The organism is Xanthobacter versatilis (assembly GCF_043193975.1).
Lineage (GTDB): Bacteria > Pseudomonadota > Alphaproteobacteria > Rhizobiales > Xanthobacteraceae > Xanthobacter > Xanthobacter autotrophicus_E.
This window is the reverse complement of record NZ_JBAFVB010000008.1, coordinates 1-16,085: the sequence shown is the minus strand read 5'-3', so window position 1 is coordinate 16,085 and position 16,085 is coordinate 1. Positions and strand designations below refer to the sequence as shown.

General features: G+C 69.4%; 13 protein-coding genes. 7 read left to right on the top strand and 6 right to left on the bottom strand.

The genetic code is table 11. The annotated features are described in order from the left end of the window. Nucleotides 1-9: 9 nt before the first annotated feature. The 6 genes from V5F66_RS15630 (at nucleotide 10) to cydC (ending at nucleotide 7,193) form a co-directional block, all read left to right on the top strand. Nucleotides 10-738 carry an SGNH/GDSL hydrolase family protein gene (locus V5F66_RS15630; RefSeq protein WP_394007443.1) on the top strand — a complete coding sequence of 243 codons (729 nt, stop codon included), beginning with the start codon at nucleotides 10-12 and terminating at the stop codon, nucleotides 736-738. A 184-nt stretch (nucleotides 739-922) separates the two neighbouring features. After that, the gene (locus V5F66_RS15625) at nucleotides 923-1,708 is read left to right on the top strand and encodes a bestrophin-like domain (protein WP_394052556.1); all 786 of its coding nucleotides are present in this window, start codon (nucleotides 923-925) and stop codon (nucleotides 1,706-1,708) included. A 199-nt stretch (nucleotides 1,709-1,907) separates the two neighbouring features. Next, entirely contained in the window at nucleotides 1,908-2,618 is a 711-nt protein-coding gene (locus V5F66_RS15620) for a thioesterase II family protein (protein ID WP_393999574.1), read from the top strand. 54 nt (nucleotides 2,619-2,672) lie between these two features. Next, nucleotides 2,673-3,410 (top strand): 4'-phosphopantetheinyl transferase family protein, encoded by a 738-nt coding sequence (locus V5F66_RS15615; protein WP_394094205.1) that lies wholly within the window; start codon nucleotides 2,673-2,675, stop codon nucleotides 3,408-3,410. A 205-nt stretch (nucleotides 3,411-3,615) separates the two neighbouring features. After that, the gene (gene cydD, locus V5F66_RS15610) at nucleotides 3,616-5,484 is read left to right on the top strand and encodes a thiol reductant ABC exporter subunit CydD (RefSeq protein WP_394094204.1); all 1,869 of its coding nucleotides are present in this window, start codon (nucleotides 3,616-3,618) and stop codon (nucleotides 5,482-5,484) included. Then, nucleotides 5,481-7,193, top strand: coding sequence for a thiol reductant ABC exporter subunit CydC (gene cydC / locus V5F66_RS15605; RefSeq protein ID WP_394094203.1), 1,713 nt, complete (start codon nucleotides 5,481-5,483; stop codon nucleotides 7,191-7,193). The genes cydD and cydC overlap by 4 nt, the downstream gene beginning before the upstream one ends. On the opposite strand, the gene clcA is transcribed toward cydC, so the two are convergent. The 4 genes from clcA to V5F66_RS15585 form a co-directional block, all read right to left on the bottom strand. Further along, nucleotides 7,190-8,569 carry a H(+)/Cl(-) exchange transporter ClcA gene (gene clcA / locus V5F66_RS15600; RefSeq protein WP_394094202.1) on the bottom strand — a complete coding sequence of 460 codons (1,380 nt, stop codon included), beginning with the start codon at nucleotides 8,567-8,569 and terminating at the stop codon, nucleotides 7,190-7,192. The two genes, cydC and clcA, sit on opposite strands and share 4 nt — an antisense overlap. Nucleotides 8,570-8,688: 119 nt before the next feature. Next, nucleotides 8,689-10,437 carry an ABC transporter ATP-binding protein/permease gene (locus V5F66_RS15595; protein WP_394094201.1) on the bottom strand — a complete coding sequence of 583 codons (1,749 nt, stop codon included), beginning with the start codon at nucleotides 10,435-10,437 and terminating at the stop codon, nucleotides 8,689-8,691. 216 nt (nucleotides 10,438-10,653) lie between these two features. Next, nucleotides 10,654-10,866, bottom strand: a complete 213-nt coding sequence (locus V5F66_RS15590) for an alkylphosphonate utilization protein (RefSeq protein WP_012114481.1) — start codon at nucleotides 10,864-10,866, stop codon at nucleotides 10,654-10,656. After that, nucleotides 10,867-12,495, bottom strand: a complete 1,629-nt coding sequence (locus V5F66_RS15585; RefSeq protein ID WP_394094200.1) for an acyl-CoA synthetase — start codon at nucleotides 12,493-12,495, stop codon at nucleotides 10,867-10,869. A 317-nt stretch (nucleotides 12,496-12,812) separates the two neighbouring features. On the opposite strand from V5F66_RS15585, the gene V5F66_RS15580 reads away from it, so the two are divergent. After that, nucleotides 12,813-14,729, top strand: a complete 1,917-nt coding sequence (locus tag V5F66_RS15580; protein ID WP_012114483.1) for a propionyl-CoA synthetase — start codon at nucleotides 12,813-12,815, stop codon at nucleotides 14,727-14,729. Between the two features lie 140 nt (nucleotides 14,730-14,869). Here V5F66_RS15580 and V5F66_RS15575 read toward each other — a convergent pair whose 3' ends face one another. Together V5F66_RS15575 and V5F66_RS15570 are read right to left on the bottom strand one after the other, a co-directional pair. Next, nucleotides 14,870-15,205 (bottom strand): hypothetical protein, encoded by a 336-nt coding sequence (locus V5F66_RS15575; protein WP_012114484.1) that lies wholly within the window; start codon nucleotides 15,203-15,205, stop codon nucleotides 14,870-14,872. Between the two features lie 152 nt (nucleotides 15,206-15,357). Continuing rightward, nucleotides 15,358-15,672, bottom strand: coding sequence for a hypothetical protein (locus V5F66_RS15570; RefSeq protein WP_394052569.1), 315 nt, complete (start codon nucleotides 15,670-15,672; stop codon nucleotides 15,358-15,360). Nucleotides 15,673-16,085: the final 413 nt, after the last annotated feature.

The window sequence follows — 16,085 nt, the reverse complement described above, 5'->3', positions numbered from 1 at the left end:
CGAACCGTCATGACCCAACCCTGCGCCAGAACCGCCGCCGCCCCCGTTGTGGCCCCCGCCAGCCGTGAGGCCGACACGCGCAGTGCCGACCGCGCGCGCTCCGGCCGCGCGCGCTGGCGGCTGTGGCTGATGCGGGCGCTGGCGGTAGGCGGTATCGTCGGCCTGTGCCTGGTGTTGTGGAATCGCATCCCCCTGCACACCCGCATGATCTGGAAAAGCTACCGCGTGGCGCTGATGACGGGCGCGCCGGTGCTGGCCCTCGGCGACAGCATCACCTTCCAGGCCGCGCCTTCCCACCTGTGCGGGACCAAGGTGCTGAATTCCGGCATCCCGGGCGACCAGATCGACGATCTTCTCGCCCGCGCGCCCATGTTCAGCCGGCTGGCGACGCCCCGGCAGGTGGTGGTGGCCATCGGCGTCAACGACGCCCGCACCGGCCACATGGACATCGGGACCTGGGCCGCCAAGTACCGCACCCTGCTGGGCTATTTCCCCAAGAGCGAGCTGGTGCTGGTGGAGGTCAATCCGGTCGACCTCGGCAATCCGCACTATCTGCCGGTGCATGACCGGGACTTCATCGCCAGCCAGAACGCTGCCATTCGCGTTCTGGCGGGCGAGACCGGCGCCCGCGTGGTGACAGCGCCGGCCGCCTCTCCCACCATGGATGGGCTCCACCCCGACAAGACCGGCGTGGTCCTGTGGCAGCAGCGGCTGGCGGCGGTCGCCTGCGCGGGGTGACGCTTGTGGGTTGATCGGGGTGGCCGTGGCAGGCCGCCCGGCCGCTGCGACATGGCGCGCCGGATCAAGCCCGGCGGCAGGTGGGGTTCCGCTTTCCGGCCTGAGGCCCCTATAAGGGCCACCGCCCGCGCGCGAGCCGGTGCGTGACCCACTCAGGAAGCCGCAGCCCGGGAAACCGCATCTCATGAGTTCCATTCTGGCGAGCCTGCTCGCGCTCTTCGCCATCTGCGGCAGCGCGGTTATCGGCCTCTGGCTGGCCCCCAAGCTGCCGGAGCACCACCTGACCGGGGAAACCGGCACCGCCGTGTCCGTATCCATGGCGGTGGTGGGCACGCTGGCGGCGCTGGTGCTGGGGCTGATGGTGAACAGCGCCTCGTCCTCCTACAGCGCTCGCACCACGGCCATCGAGGCGCTGGCCGCCGACATCATCAAGCTCAACCGCGTGCTGCTCGGCTACGGCGCCGAGACCGCGGGCATCCGCGACGGGCTCGCCGCCTATGCCCGCGCCAAGGCGAACGAGATTTCGAGGCCCGCCTCCACCACCGACGAGGTGGGGGTGACCACCCTGCACGAACTGGAAGCCCTCAACGACGAGGTGCTGCGGCTGGAGCCGAAGACCGACCGCGAGCGGCACATCCAGGCCCGCGCCGCCAGCATCCTGGAAAACATGGTGGATGCGCGCTGGACGCTGGTGGAGAAGTCCAAGATGGTGATGCCCGCCCCGTTCTTCGTGATGCTGGTGGCGTGGCTGTCGCTGCTGTTCGCGAGCTTTGGCCTGTTCGCGCCGCGCAATGCCACCGTCATGGCCTTCCTGCTGCTGGGCGCTTCCGCCATCGCCGGCTGCGTGTTCATCATCCTGGAGCTGGGGGCACCCTCGCAGGGGCTGATCCGGCCCTCGGCGGACCCGCTCTACCAGGTGGTGCGGGAACTCCAGATCACCATCGTGCGCCCCGTCCATGGGCCGGCCTGAACCTGCCCGGGACGACAGGGTGGCACCAAGGTAAGGCATGCTGCCCTTGTGGTGCTGAAATCCTGCCGCAACGCAGCAAGAGCCCTTGAGCGGCCTGGCTTTTCACGCTTACTCTCGGCGTGAGGGGCATGCCATGCAGATGAACCGACACGTCCGTTCCGTGATGCGCCGCAGCACCCGCGCTGGGAGGGCCTGAGCCATGCGGCTCATCTGCCTGCCCCATGCCGGTGCCTCGGCGGCGCTGTTCCGGCCCTGGAAGGTCACGCTCTCCGGCATCGCCACCGTGGACAGCCCGGAGCTGCCGGGCCGCGGCACCCGCTACGGCGCCCCCTTCGCCACCGACATGGCGGCACTGGCGGACGATCTTGCCGACACCCTGGCCCAGCGCACCGTGCCGCTGGTGCTCTATGGCCATTCCATGGGCGCGCTTTTGGCCTTCGAGGTGGCGCGATCGCTGGCCCGGCAGGGGGTGAGCGTGGCCGGGCTGGTGCTGTCGGGCCGCGCCGCGCCGCATCTCGACGGCCCGCCCCGCGCCCGCCACACCATGACCGACGCCGAACTGGTGGCCGAGCTGACCGCCATCGGCGGCACCTCGAAGGAGGTGCTGGCCCAGCCGGACCTGCTCGCCATGACCCTGCCCGCCGTGCGTGCCGACTTCCGCATGGTGGACACCTACGCCTTCAAGCCCGGCCCGGCGCTGGCGGTGCCCGCCATCATCCTCGGCGGCTCCCAGGATGCCGCGACCCCGCCGGAAACCCTCCACGCCTGGAGCGCGCTGATCAGCGGCCCGCTCACGGTGGAGCTGTGGCCCGGCGGCCATTTCTTCGTGCGCGACCAGGAAGCGCGGCTGCTCGCCCTGCTGGCCAAGGTCATCCCCGCCTGGCGCGCCGCCCGCGCCGCTGTCGTCTGAGCGAGACGGGTCAGGCCCTTGAATATCCAGCTCCACACCCTCACGTACCCATCTGTGAAAACGTTTCCAGACCCCGCCGGCCTGCCGCTCCCCGGTCCCGGTGACAGCCTGGTGGTGCTGGCGCGGGTGGCGGACCTTGCCGCATGGCCGGGCCTCGGCTTCGCCTTGCCCGAGGCCGAGGAGGCGCGTATCGCCCGTCTCCTGAAGGCGGAGGACCGCGCCGTCCGCCGCGCCGCCTGGCAGCTCGCGCGCCTGCTGCTCGGTGCGGCGCTGGACTGTGCGCCGGCCGCCGTGCGGGTGACGCGCGCGAACAACGGCCGCCCCCGGCTCGAGGAGGCGGGCGACGTTCCGCGCGATCTGGACTTCAACCTTGCCCATTGCTCCGGCGCGGTGGCGGTGGGCCTTGCGCGCGGCGGGTGCATTGGCGTGGACGTGGAAGACCCGCGCCCGCTGGACGTGTGGACCGACATCGCCCGCGACATGTTCGATCCCGCCGATCACGTCTCCTGGCGCGCGATGCCGAAGGAGGCCCGCGCCGCTGCCGCCCTCGCCGTATGGTGTGGCAAGGAAGCGGTGCTCAAGGCGACGGGCGAGGGCCTCGCCGGCGACCCGCGCACGGTGAAGTTGGGGCCGTCCGGCTCGCCGTCCGCCATCCAGCGCGGAGAGCGGCGCCTGCTGCTGGCGGCCGGGCCGGTGCTGGCCCCCACCGGCTTCGCCTGTGCGGTGGAGAGCGATCGCCCGCCCGCCGTCGTCGTGCTGGCCCCGGACGGCTGGCGAACTGCGGATCCCTGAGGGCGGATCCGATCGCCTGTGGGGAGGAGGCCCGAGCCGCAGCCTCGCGCCTGCGGTCCGGCGCGGCGCTCCGGCGACGCCTTCTCCCGCCGATCAAGCGGATGTGCCCCCGCCCGCCAACCTGTCGCGTTGGGACCGCTCCACCGCCGTGCTATGCGAGCGACCGGGGCAGAGCGCGGGAGATCCCCGCGGGAGATCACCAGCCGTGAGCGACGCCAACGCGCGCGACGACAAGCGCCTGTCCGCCTTCCTCTCCCGGCTACGCGCGCCGGCGCGGCGGGACCTGTCCCGGGCCTATGTCTTCGCCTTCGTCGCCGGCCTGTGCGTCATCGTCCAGGCGGCGCTGGCGGCGCGGCTGGTGGATCAGGTCATCTTCGCCCATCGACCGCTGACGCAGGCCGGCGCCGAAATCGCCGGCTTCCTCGCCGCCATCGCCCTGCGGGCCCTGTGCGGCTGGGCGGCGGAGCGGGCCGGCTTTGCCGCCGCGGCGCGGGTGATGCGCACCCTGCGGACCGACCTGCTGGACCATGTGGCGCGGCTCGGCCCCGCCGGCCTCTCCGCCCTGCGGACGGGGGAGACCGTGGCGGCGCTGTCCGCCGGCATCCGGGCGGTGGAGCCCTATTACACCCGCTACCTGCCCGCCTCCATGATGGCGGTGGTGCTGCCGCTGGCCATCCTCGTCGCGGTGTTCCCCCTCGATTGGGTGTCCGGCCTCATCTTCCTTGCCACCGCCCCGCTCATCCCGCTGTTCATGATCCTCATCGGCAAGGGGGCGGAGGCGCTGAACCAGCGCCAGTGGCGCGCGCTCGCCCGCATGTCCGGTCATCTTTTGGATGCGGTGCAGGGCCTTGCCACGCTGAAGGCCTTCAATGCCACGGCGCGCATGGCGCAGCGGGTGGGCGAGGTGGCCGACGCCTATCGGCGTGACACCATGACGGTGCTGCGCGTCGCCTTCCTGTCGTCGCTGGTGCTGGAATTCTTCGCCACCGTCTCCATCGCGCTCGCCGCCATCTTCATCGGCTTCCGGCTGCTGTGGGGCGGCATGGATTTCTTCAACGGCCTGTTCATCCTGCTGCTGGCGCCGGAATTCTACCAGCCGCTGCGGGCCATGGGCACGGCCTACCACGCCAAGATGGAAGCCATCGGCGCCGCCGAGCGCATCGTCGCGCTGGCCGACGCGCCGGCCGTCGCCGAGCCGGGCGGCAGCGGGCCGGTGCCGGGCATCCACGCTGAGCCGCCTGCAACATCTTTCGGAAGGTCTTCCCAGCCCCCCGGCGTGGATGGCCGGGACAAGCCCGGCCATGACGATGCTCTCACCCCAACTCCCCCCATCGCCCTGCGCTTCGAGGATGTGACCCTCGTCTTCCCGGACGGCCGCCGCGCCCTTGATGGCATCACGCTGGAGGTGCCCGCCGGCGCGCGCGTGGCGCTGGTGGGGGCGTCGGGCGCGGGGAAGTCCTCGCTCCTCCATCTGGCTCTGGGCTTCGTGCGGCCGACCTCCGGCCGGGTGCTGGTGAATGGCGCGCCCCTCGCCGACCTGAACATGGCCGAGTGGCGCCGGCACGTGGCCTATGCCGGCCAGCGCCCGCGTCTGTTTGCCGGGACGCTCGCCGACAATATCGCCCCCGGCGAGGCCGCGCCCGATCCCGCCCGCCTCTCCGCCGCCCTTGAGGCCGCCGGGCTCGGCCCGGCGGTGGCGCGGCTGCCCGGTGGCCTGATGGCGCGGGTGGGGGAGGGCGGCTCCGGCCTTTCCGGCGGCGAGGCCCACCGGCTGGCGCTGGCCCGCGCCTTCTATCGCTCCGCGCCCTTCATCGCGCTGGACGAGCCCACCGCTCATCTCGACCGCGCCACCGAGGCCGAGGTGAATGCCGCCCTCTCCCGCCTCATGGCCGGCCGCACCGCCTTGTTCGCCGTCCATCGCCTGGCCCAGGCGGCGGAGGCCGACCTGGTGGCGGTGCTGGACGGCGGTCGCATCATCGAGCGCGGCCCGCCCGCCGATCTCCTCGCCCAGGGCGGGGCCTATGCCCGCCTCGCCCGTACCGGGCCGGACGTGGCCATGGAGGCGCTGGCATGAACACCTTCCTGCGGCTGCTTTCCCTCATGCGCCGGGAGGCGGGCTGGATGGCCCTCGCCGTGCTGCTGTCGGCTGCAGCGAGCCTCTCCCATGTGGGGCTCATGGCGGCCTCGGGCTGGTTCATCACCGCCATGGCGCTGGCCGGCGCGGCGGGGGAAGCCATGAACCCGTTTACCGCCTCTGCCGCCATCCGCGCCTTCGCCCTCACCCGCACCGGTGCGCGCTATGGCGAGCGGCTGGTGGGCCACGACGCCACCCTGCGCTTCCTCGCCCGGCTGCGGCCGTGGTTCTTCACCCGGCTGGTGCCGCTGGCCCCGGCGGCGCTGGAGGCGGAACGCTCCGGCGATCTCCTCGCCCGCCTGCGCACCGATATCGACCGGCTGGAATTTGCCTTCCTGCGCATTCTCTCGCCGGTGCTGGCGGCGCTGGTGGTGGTCGTGGTGGCGGTCGCCTTCATGGCCGCTTATGACGGCTCCATCGCCTTGCTGCTGCTCGCGCTGGCGCTGGTGGCCGGGGCCGGGGTGCCGGCGCTGGTCCATGCTCTGGGCTCCGGCGCCTCCCGCCGCCTCGCCGCCGGCACCGGGGCCTATGAGGCGGCGCTGGTGGATCATCTGGAAGGCGCGGCGGAGCTTGCCATCTACGATCCGGCGGGCCGCCATCGCCTGCTGATCGAGGTGCAGGGCGATGCGCTGCTCGCCGACGAGGGCCGCCTCGCCAGCCTCGCAGGCGCCGCCGGGGCCGGGGTGGGGCTGGTGGCGCAGGTGGCCTTCCTCGGCGTGCTGCTCGTGGGCGCCCCGGCGGTGCTCGGCGGTACGCTGGGGGCCTCCGACTGGGCTATGCTGGCGCTGGCCGCCCTCGCCGTGTTCGACGCCCTGGCGCCGCTGCCGCTGGCCATGCAGGCTTTGCCGGTGACGCTGGCCAGCGCCCGGCGCATCTTCGCCCTGGTGGACCGGCCGGCCCCGGTGAACGAGGCTGGCGCGCCGGCCCCGGCCGAGGGCGCGCTGGTGTTCGCCGGCGTCGGCCTCACCTATCCCGGCGCGGCGCGGCCGGCGCTCTCGGACATCGACCTTGAGCTGGCACCGGGCCGCCATGTGGCGGTGGTGGGCCCCAGCGGCTCCGGCAAGTCGAGCCTGATCGCCCTCGCCCTGCGCTTCCGCGCGCCCGACCATGGGCGCATCACCTATGGCGGCGTCCCGGTGGTGACCATCGACGCCGATGCCCTGCGCGGCCGCCTCGGCGTGCTGCAGCAGGACGACCATGTGTTCGCCGACACCCTCATGGACAATCTGCGGGTGGCAGACCCGGATGCGTCGCCCGCGCGGTGCGCCGCCGCCTGCGCGACGGCGGGCATTCTGGGCTTTGTCGAAGCGCAGCCGTTGAAGTTCGAGACCTTCGTGGGCGCCCATGGCACCAGCCTGTCCGGCGGAGAGGCGCGGCGGCTGGCTTTCGCGCGCACCCTGCTGAAGGACGCGCCGATATTGATGTGTGACGAACCTCTTGAAGGTCTGGATGCAAACACCGCCCGGGAGGTGATGGCGGCGGTATTGGATGCCGCCCGCGGCCGGGCGCTGCTGCTGGTCACCCACAGCCGGGTCGGGCTGTCGCGCATGGACGAGATCGTGGTGCTGGAGGCCGGCCGCATCACCCGGCGCGGGCCGCCGGGCGAGGTCCTGCCGTTTCTGGATAATCCTGATCTGATAGAGGGTTAGACCTTCGTCTTTCGTTCCCGCTCGTCCCAGCCGCCGAATTCCTCGCTGGCGGGCGGGGCCTCGTGGCGCGGGGTTCCGGCAAGGCGCAGGGTGCGGTCCAGCAGCACCTCGTAGATGGGCTTGCCGCCCAGCGCCTCGGCCACCAGATTGGCGGTCACGCAGGTCAAAATCACTGGAACAAGAAGGTCATAGGCGCCGGTAAGTTCAGCCACCAGCACCATTCCCACCAGCGGCGCCCGCACCGTGGCCGAGAACAACCCGCCCATGGCGGCGACCCCGAACGCCGCCACCGCATCGGGAGGCATCGGCACCGCCAGCGCCAGCAGGGTCGCGAACAGGACCCCAACGGCGGTCGCCAACGCCAGGATCGGGGCGAAGATTCCGCCTGGAATTCCAGTGGAATAGCTCGCCATGGTCATGGCGAAGCGGATGATGACGATGCCCGCCAGCGTCAGCGCCGGCAGGCCGAGGCCGGGCAGGGACACCGCCAGTTGCTCGCCGCCGAAGGTCGCCTCCGGCCGCAGCAGGATAAGTGGCCCCACCGCCGCCCCCACCAGCACCGGCAGCAGATAGGGCGAGACCTTCAGCGCGAGCCGCCGCGCCGCATCCAGCGACGCCACCAGCGCGTGGTTGAAGGCCACCCCCACCGCCCCCAGCACCGCCCCCAGAACCAGGAAGGCGGGCAGCAGCAGGAGCGGCATGTCCGGTACCGCGAGCTTCATGTCCGGACCGGAGCCGTTGATGGCCTCGGCCATCACAGCGCTGGCCACCGAACAAAGGATGACGGCGCTATAGGTGCGCAGGCCATAGGGAAATTGGCGCCGCGTCTCCTCAATCACGAACAGGATGGCGGCCAGCGGGGCGTTGAAGGCGGCGGCCAGCCCGGCCGCCGCGCCGGCGGCAAGCAGGCCGCGCGTATCCCGGGTGCCGAGCCCGACCGCGTCCGACAGGGCCTTGGTGATGGCGGCGCCCATGTGGATGGTCGGCCCCTCCCGTCCGGCCACCAGGCCTGAGCCCAGCGCCAGCACGCCACCCACGAACTTCACCGGCAGCACCCGCTTCCAGCGCACCGGCCGCAGGCCTTCCAGCGCCCCCTCGATCTCCTGTACGCCAGACCCGGCCGCCTCGGGCGCGAAGGCGCGCACCAAGGCCACCGCCGCCGCCACCATCACCGCCGCCACCGCCGACATGGCGAGATAGAGCAGGGGACCGTCGAGATGTGCGCGCACAAGGTCCGGCCACCGGGAAATCCCATCCACGGCCATGTGGAAGACCGTGCCCACCGCGCCCACCACGAGCCCGGACCCGGCGGCGAGGGCGTAATAAACGGCGTCGCGCGGCGTTCGGCGGGGATCGACAGGCGCGGAGGGAATCACGCAAGGCCTCGGGAGCAAGAGGGAGCAACGGTGCTCCCTTAAGGCTTAGCGGAGGCAGGTGCGCCGGGGCAAGCAACTCCGTCTCAGGTGGAGTGGAAGTCTCAGGTCGGGTGGAAATCTCAGGTGGCGTGGAACATGGGGGCGGAGGCCGGCCGCAACGTACGGGGCGTCTCCTCGCCATGCAGGTGCAGCACCCGGTCGTGCAGGTCGGCGAGGCTGGAGCGGTGCCCGATGGAAATGAAGGTGGCGTTCGGGAGCCGGTCCTGCAGCAGCGCGTAGAGCGCCGCCTCGGACGGCTCGTCCAGCGCCGAGGTGGCCTCGTCCAGCAGCAGCACGTCAGGGGCGTCGAGCAGCGCGCGGGCGATGGCGAGGCGCTGCTGTTCCCCCAGCGACAGTTCGTGGGGCCACAGCGCCTCCTCCTCCAGCCGGCCGGCGAGGGCGGGCAGGCCCACGGCGGTGAGGATCTCGGCGAGGCGGTCCTTCGGCACCATGTCCACCGGCCGCGGATAGGTGAGGGCGACGTCGAGCCGGCCTACGGGCACGTAGGGCTTCTGCGGCAGGACCAGCAGGCGCTGGTCCTCGTTGCGGTGCACCGTGCCCGAGCCGAACGGCCAGATGCCGGCGATGGCGCGCAGCAGCGTGGTCTTGCCTGCGCCCGACGGGCCGGTGATCAGCACCCGCTCGCCGCGGCCGATGGCGATCTCGCCGGTGCGGATGAGCGGGCCGCCGCCGGGCAGGCGCACGTCGAGGTCGCGCAGGGTGAGGCCGTGGGCGCTGGCCGCGCCCGTGGTGGCGAAGGCCGGCACGTCCGCGCCGACGCGGGCCTTGGTGATGGCTGCCTCGAAGCCGGTGAGGCGGTGCACCACCGAGGTCCACTCGGCGAGCGTGACATAGCTGGAGATGAAGAAGGAGAAGGAGCCCTGTACCGAGCCAAAGGCGCTTGCCGTCTGCATCAATTGCCCGAGCTGGATCTGGCCGGCGAAATAGGCGGGGGCCACCACCACGTAGGGGAAGATGGTGGAGATCTGGTTGTAGCCGGCGGTGAACCAGGTGAGGCGCTTCTGCGCCTTCATGAGATCCACGAAATTACCGAAGATGCGGGAGAAGCGGCCATCGAGCTTGCGATCCTCCGCCGGAGAGCCGTTCAGCAGGGCGATCTGCTCGCCATTCTCGCGCACCCGCACCAGATCGACACGGAAGTCGGCCTCGTAGCGCTGCTGGTCGAAATTGAGCTTCACCAGCGGCCGGCCAATGAAGTGGGCGATGAGCGTGCCCACTGCCGCATAGATCAGCGCCGCGAAGAACAGATAGCCGGGAATATTGATCTCGTGGCCAAAGAGCTTCAGTCCCAGCGGTCCGGACAGGTTCCACAGGATGACGCTGAAGGAGAACAGCGAGACGACGGTGCCCAGAAGCCCCACGCCGACCGAGATGGTGCGGTTGACGAAGATTTGCACGTCCTCGGCGATGCGCTGGTCCGGATTGTCGGCGGCATCGCCCGACAGGCGCAGGCGATAGTGCACGTCGTCGGAGAGCCAGGCGTCGAGATAGCGCTTGGTGAGCCAGCGCCGCCAGCGGATCTCAAGCCCCTGTTTCAGGTAGACCTGATACACCGCCACCACGATGGCACCGGCGGCGAGGCCGCAGAAGATCAGGATCTGATGCTGGAACGCCGGGAAGTCCTTGTCCTGGATGGCGTTGTAGAAGGCCACGTTCCACTCGTTGAGCAGCACGGTGGCGAACACCCAGGCGAGTTCCAGGGCGACGACGGCGGCGAGCAGGCCGATGGCGGTCCACCGCTCCTCGCTCCTGAAATAGGGTAGGGCGAGGCGGCGGATGTCGCCGACGAGGGTGAAAAGCGCGCGCACGAAGGACCTCTCCCGACACGAAGTGCGCGCAGCTTTGCCGGCTGCCGCATGACCGCACCATGGCCGCCGCATGAACGATTGGAAAGGTGCCGAAGGGGAAGTGGGCGCAGGGCGGAGGGCCCAGGAGGAGGGCCCAGGCGGAGGGGCGGGTTACAGACAGGATTGAAAAGCATGTCTGTAACCCAGCGCCCGAATCCGTGAAGCGCGCGAACGCGCTCAGGCCTTTTTCACGAACTCCGTGCGCAGCACGAGGCCCTTGACCTTCTCGACCTTGCAGTCGATCTCCTCCGGGTCGTCGGTGAGGCGGATGCCCTTCACCAGCGTGCCCCGCTTCAAGGTGACGGACGTGCCCTTCACCTTGAGATCCTTGATGAGGGTCACGTTGTCGCCATCCTTCAGGATGGCGCCGTTCGCGTCCTTGACGTCCACTCAGACCTCCTTGGCCATCTCGCGCAGCCGGAACTTCTGGATCTTGCCGGTCGACGTCTTCGGGATCTCCTCGAAGACGATGTGGCGCGGGCACTTATAAGCCGCCAGATGGGTCCGGCAATGGGCGATCAGGTCCTCCGCCGTCGCGCTCGCGCCCTCGCGCAGCTCGACGAAGGCGACCGGGGTCTCGCCCCACTTCTCGTCGGGCTTGGCCACCACCGCCGCCGCACTCACCGCCGGGTGCTTGTAGAGGGCGTCCTCCACCTCGATGGAGGAGATGTTCTCGCCGCCTGAGATGATGATGTCCTTGGAGCGGTCCTTCAGCTGGATATAGCCGTCGGGATGCTTCACCCCGAGGTCGCCGGAATGGAACCAGCCGCCGGCGAACGCGGCGTCGGTGGCCGTGGGATTCTTGAGATAGCCCTTCATCACCACATTGCCGCGGAACATCACCTCGCCCAGCGTCTCGCCATCGGCGGGCACCGGCACCATGGTGTCGGGATCCAGCACGTCGAGCGCTTCCAGCGCGCCGTAGCGCACGCCCTGGCGCGCCTTCTTGATGGCGCGCTCCTGCGCGGGAAGGGCGTCCCACTCGGCGTGCCACTCGTTGACCACGGAGGGGCCGTAGACCTCGGTGAGGCCGTACACATGCACCACGTTGAAGCCCGCCTCCTGCATGGCGGCGAGCACCGCTTCCGGTGGCGGGGCGGCGGCGGTGATGAACTCCACCTTGTGGGGCAGGGGCCGCTTGTCGGCGTCCGGCGTGTTGAGCAGCGTGGACATGACGATGGGGGCGCCGCACATGTGCGTCACCTTGTAGTCGGCGATGGCGTCGAAGATGGGCTTGGCGCGTACCTGGCGCAGGCACACATGGGTGCCGGCGGCCAGCGTGATGGACCAGGGGAAGCACCAGCCGTTGCAGTGGAACATGGGCAGCGTCCACAGATAGACCGGATGCTTGCCGAGGCTGCAGGTGACCACGTTGCCCACCGCCAGCAAATGCGCACCGCGATGGTGATAGACCACGCCCTTGGGATCGCCGGTGGTGCCGGAGGTGTAGTTGAGCGCAATAGCGTCCCACTCGTCGTCGGGCGTTTTCCAGGCGAAGTCGGCGTCGCCGGTGGCCAGGAAATCCTCGTATTCGATGGTGCCGATGCGCTCGCCCTTGCCGGTGAATTCCGGGTCGTCATAGTCGATGACCACGGGCTTGCGCGTCGCCATGGCCAGAGCAGCCTTCATGACGGGGGAGAATTCCCGGTCGGTGATGAGCACCTTGGCCTCGCCATGGTCGAGGGTGAAGGCGAGGATGGCGGCGTCGAGGCGGGTATTGAGGGAGTTCAGGATCGCGCCCGTCATGGGCACGCCGTAGTGGGCCTCCAGCATGGCCGGCGCGTTGGGCAGCATCACCGCGACCGTGTCGCCCTTGCCGACGCCCAGCTTGGCGAGGGCCGAGGCGAGCCGCCGGCTGCGCGCATAGAAATCGCGATAGTTGCGACGCAGCGCGCCGTGGATGATGGCCGTGTGGTCCGGGAACACGCCGGCCGCCCGCTCCAGGAAGCCGAGCGGCGTCAGCGGCTGGAAGTTCGCGGGATTGCGGTCGAGATGCAGGTCATAGATGCCGCCGGCCATCGGTCCCCCCTTAGTCTAGGCTTTTAGGGCGCGGCGGTGTCGGCGCGCCGAAATTTCGGTTGTATTCGGGCCGCGACCGTAGCCGAGGCAGGCGATCAGGTGCAATCTCGCCAACGCGCGACGAAAGTCTCACCGGTGTCCGCCATATGGCTGTCGCGGATTGCGATCTGCTGATTCGGGTCAATTTATTGGACCAGGTGAACTGTGTGGTCCAAGAATTTTCCCGACCAAGGTCTTACGCATTTGTGCGAACTTGCGTCGTGGATAGGTGACCGGCAGTAACCAACCCCAACAAGAGGGTCGAATGGGAGGCGTCCATGTCCGAAGTCGGAACGAGCGGATACGCTGAAGCCTATGCCAGCTGGCGTGCGGATCCTTCCGCTTTCTGGGGCGCGGCGGCGCAGTCGCTGGAGTGGTCCAAGGCGCCGGAGAAGATGTTCGATCCCGAGGCCGGCGTCTATGGCCGCTGGTTCCCCGACGCCGTGGGCAACATCTGCCACAACGCCCTCGACCGCCACGTGGCGGCCGGCCGTGGCGACCAGGCGGCGTTGATCTATGACAGCCCGGTCACCGGCGCCAAGCGCACCCTCACTTATGCGCAATTGCTCAAAGAGGTGAGCACGCTCGGCGCGGTGCTGCAGGATCTCGGCGTCGGCAAGGGCGACCGGGTGCTGATCTATATGCCCATGGTGCCCGAGGCCATCGGCGCCATGCTGGCCTGCGCCCGCATCGGCGCCATCCATTCGGTGGTGTTCGGCGGGTTCGCGGCGAAGGAACTGGCGACCCGCATCGAGGATGCCGAGCCGAAGGTGATCCTCGCCGCCTCCTGCGGCATCGAGCCCAACCGCGTGGTGGCCTACAAGCCGCTGCTCGACCTTGCCATTTCCATGTCGGCGGTCAAGCCCCAGCGCTGCCTCGTGCTCCAGCGTCCCGAGGGGCCCGGCGCCCTGACCGAGGGTCGCGACCTCGACTGGGCGGTGGCCTGCGCGGCAGCGGCCGATGCCGGCAAGAGCGCGCCCTGCGCGGACATGGCGGCCACCGACCCGCTCTACATCCTCTATACCTCCGGTACCACGGGCAAGCCCAAGGGCGTCGTGCGCGACGTGGGTGGCTACATGGTGGCGCTCGACTGGAGCATGAAGAACCTCTACGGCATCGCGCCCGGCGAGGTGTTCTGGACCGCCTCCGACATCGGCTGGGTGGTGGGGCATTCCTACATCGTCTACGGCCCGCTGATCCATGGCGCGACCACTCTCGTCTACGAGGGCAAGCCGGTGGGTACGCCGGACCCCGGCGCGTTCTGGCGGGTGATCGAGGAGCACAAGGTGGTGGCGCTGTTCACCGCGCCCACCGCCCTGCGTGCCATCAAGAAGGAGGATCCCGACTGCCTGCTGAAGCAGGGTCGCGACCTCTCCCGTTTCCGCACCCTGTTCCTCGCCGGCGAGCGCGCCGATCCCGATACGGTGATCTGGGCGCAGCAGCAGCTGAAGGTCCCGGTGGTGGACCACTGGTGGCAGACCGAGACCGGCTGGGCCATCGCCGCCAATCCGGTGGGCCTCGGTCTTCTGCCGACCAAGCTCGGCTCGCCCACCGTGCCCATGCCGGGCTATGACGTGGAGATCGTGGACGAGGCCGCCAAGCCGGTGCCGGCGGGCACCATGGGCTCCATCGTGGTGAAGCTGCCGCTGCCTCCCGGCTGCCTGCCCACACTGTGGCAGCAGGACGACCGCTTCGCCGAGGGCTACCTCGCCGACTATCCCGGCTACTACAAGACCTCCGATGCCGGCTTCCTGGACGATGACGGCTACGTCTTCGTCATGGGCCGCACCGACGACATCATCAACGTCGCCGGCCATCGTCTGTCCACCGGCGGCATGGAGGAGGTTCTGGCCTCCCATCCGGACGTGGCCGAGTGCGCGGTGATCGGCGTCAAGGACGAGCTGAAGGGCGAGGTGCCCTGCGGCTTCGTGGTGCTGAAGGCCGGCGAACGGCGCGCGCCCGACGTGATCGAGAAGGAACTGGTGGGCCTCGTGCGCGACCGCATCGGCCCGGTGGCAGCCTTCAAGCTGGCGGTAACTGTAAACCGCCTGCCCAAGACCCGCTCGGGCAAGATCCTGCGCGGCACAATGAAGAAGATCGCGGATCACGACGAATGGTCGGTTCCGGCCACCATCGACGACGCCGGCGTGCTCGAGGAGATCGAAGACGTGCTGAAGGCCCGCGGCATCGCCTGAGTTCGTATGGGAGAAGCGCCTGGACGCAGCAATTGCGTGCCTGCGTCCAGGCCCCAGACACCGATCCGCAACAGCGATCCGGCAAATGCTGCCGGTCCGTCGCCGGGGGCGAGAGGCCCGTCCAGCCTCCCTGTCAGTCGTCAGCGGCTATAGCTGCCCCCACGGAACGGCTCAAAGCAGCTATAGCCGATGAAGCACTGGGGATTGTCCTTTGTCGGCACCCATTCCGGCCTGGTGTCCTGATCGTAGAGGCAGAAGCTCCGGTCGCGCACATAGCGATCGTAGAGCGTTCGGGAGGTCGCCAGTACGGCAGACCCCCGCGTGTTGATCAGCGCCGCCGCTTCCGCGCACGTCATGGTGATGCTCGGGGTCTGGGCAACAGCGTGGCCGGTGCCGGCCAAAAGCGCGAGGCCCGCGAGAAGCCCGGGACCGGCCAACAGCGCGAACGTGCCGATGGCAAGGGGCAATCGTCTCATCTTCGACCTTTCCGTTCGGAATGTCCGTCGGGCTGACACCCTACAGCTGGTGCGCGGCGGTCCGATCCTCAAGGGTGTCCCGCCTGCGGAGCGGGTCTCGTGAAGCGGCTCCTGCCGAAACCGCGCTTGCCGAATCGGCGCCTGCGCGGCCGTCACCGGCCCATGCCGTTGTCGCGACTCGGCACGTAGCACGTATATCCCACAAAGCACTGTGGATTATCCCGCGTCTTCACCCACTCCGCCTTGAGCTGCTCGGCACCCGAGCAGTAGCGAATCTGGCTGACATAGCGGTCGTAGATGTTGGGACCGGTGCCGAGCACGATGGCGCCGCTCCTCGTCACCAGGCCGGCGGCCTCCTGGCAGGACAGGGCAAGGGTGTCCGGGCGCGCCTGGGCCTCGACCGGGCCGGCGGCGAGGGTGGCGAGGAGGAGCGCGGCCGCCAGCGGTGGGACTCGGGAAAGTTGCATCGCAAGGCTCCTCTTTCGGGGATCGGACCAGCTCAAATCCCACATTCTCCCTCCTTGCCTGAATGAGGGCTGAAGACATTGTGTTTACTTTCTTTTTACCGTTTGGCCACGGAACCGACGGCCTCGCGCTCCGGAAGCCCCGCAAATTGCGCTAAGGGACGGTACCCCAATATAATTTAGGCAATTGGTTGTGCTGATTTGGGTTCGGTGTGGCAGGAATGTAACGGCTTTCGGAGAGGGCCTCTGCTAGATAGGTGCCACTGGACGAAGTGACTCGTGTTCCGCGTCTGTAACGAAACGAATTTGCGTAACACCCAACAAGGGGGTTGGTCATGAAGAAGTTCCTTCTCGCCACTGTCGCGCTGGCGGCGCTTTCGGCTCCGGCCATGGCTGCTGACCTGGCGACGAAGTAC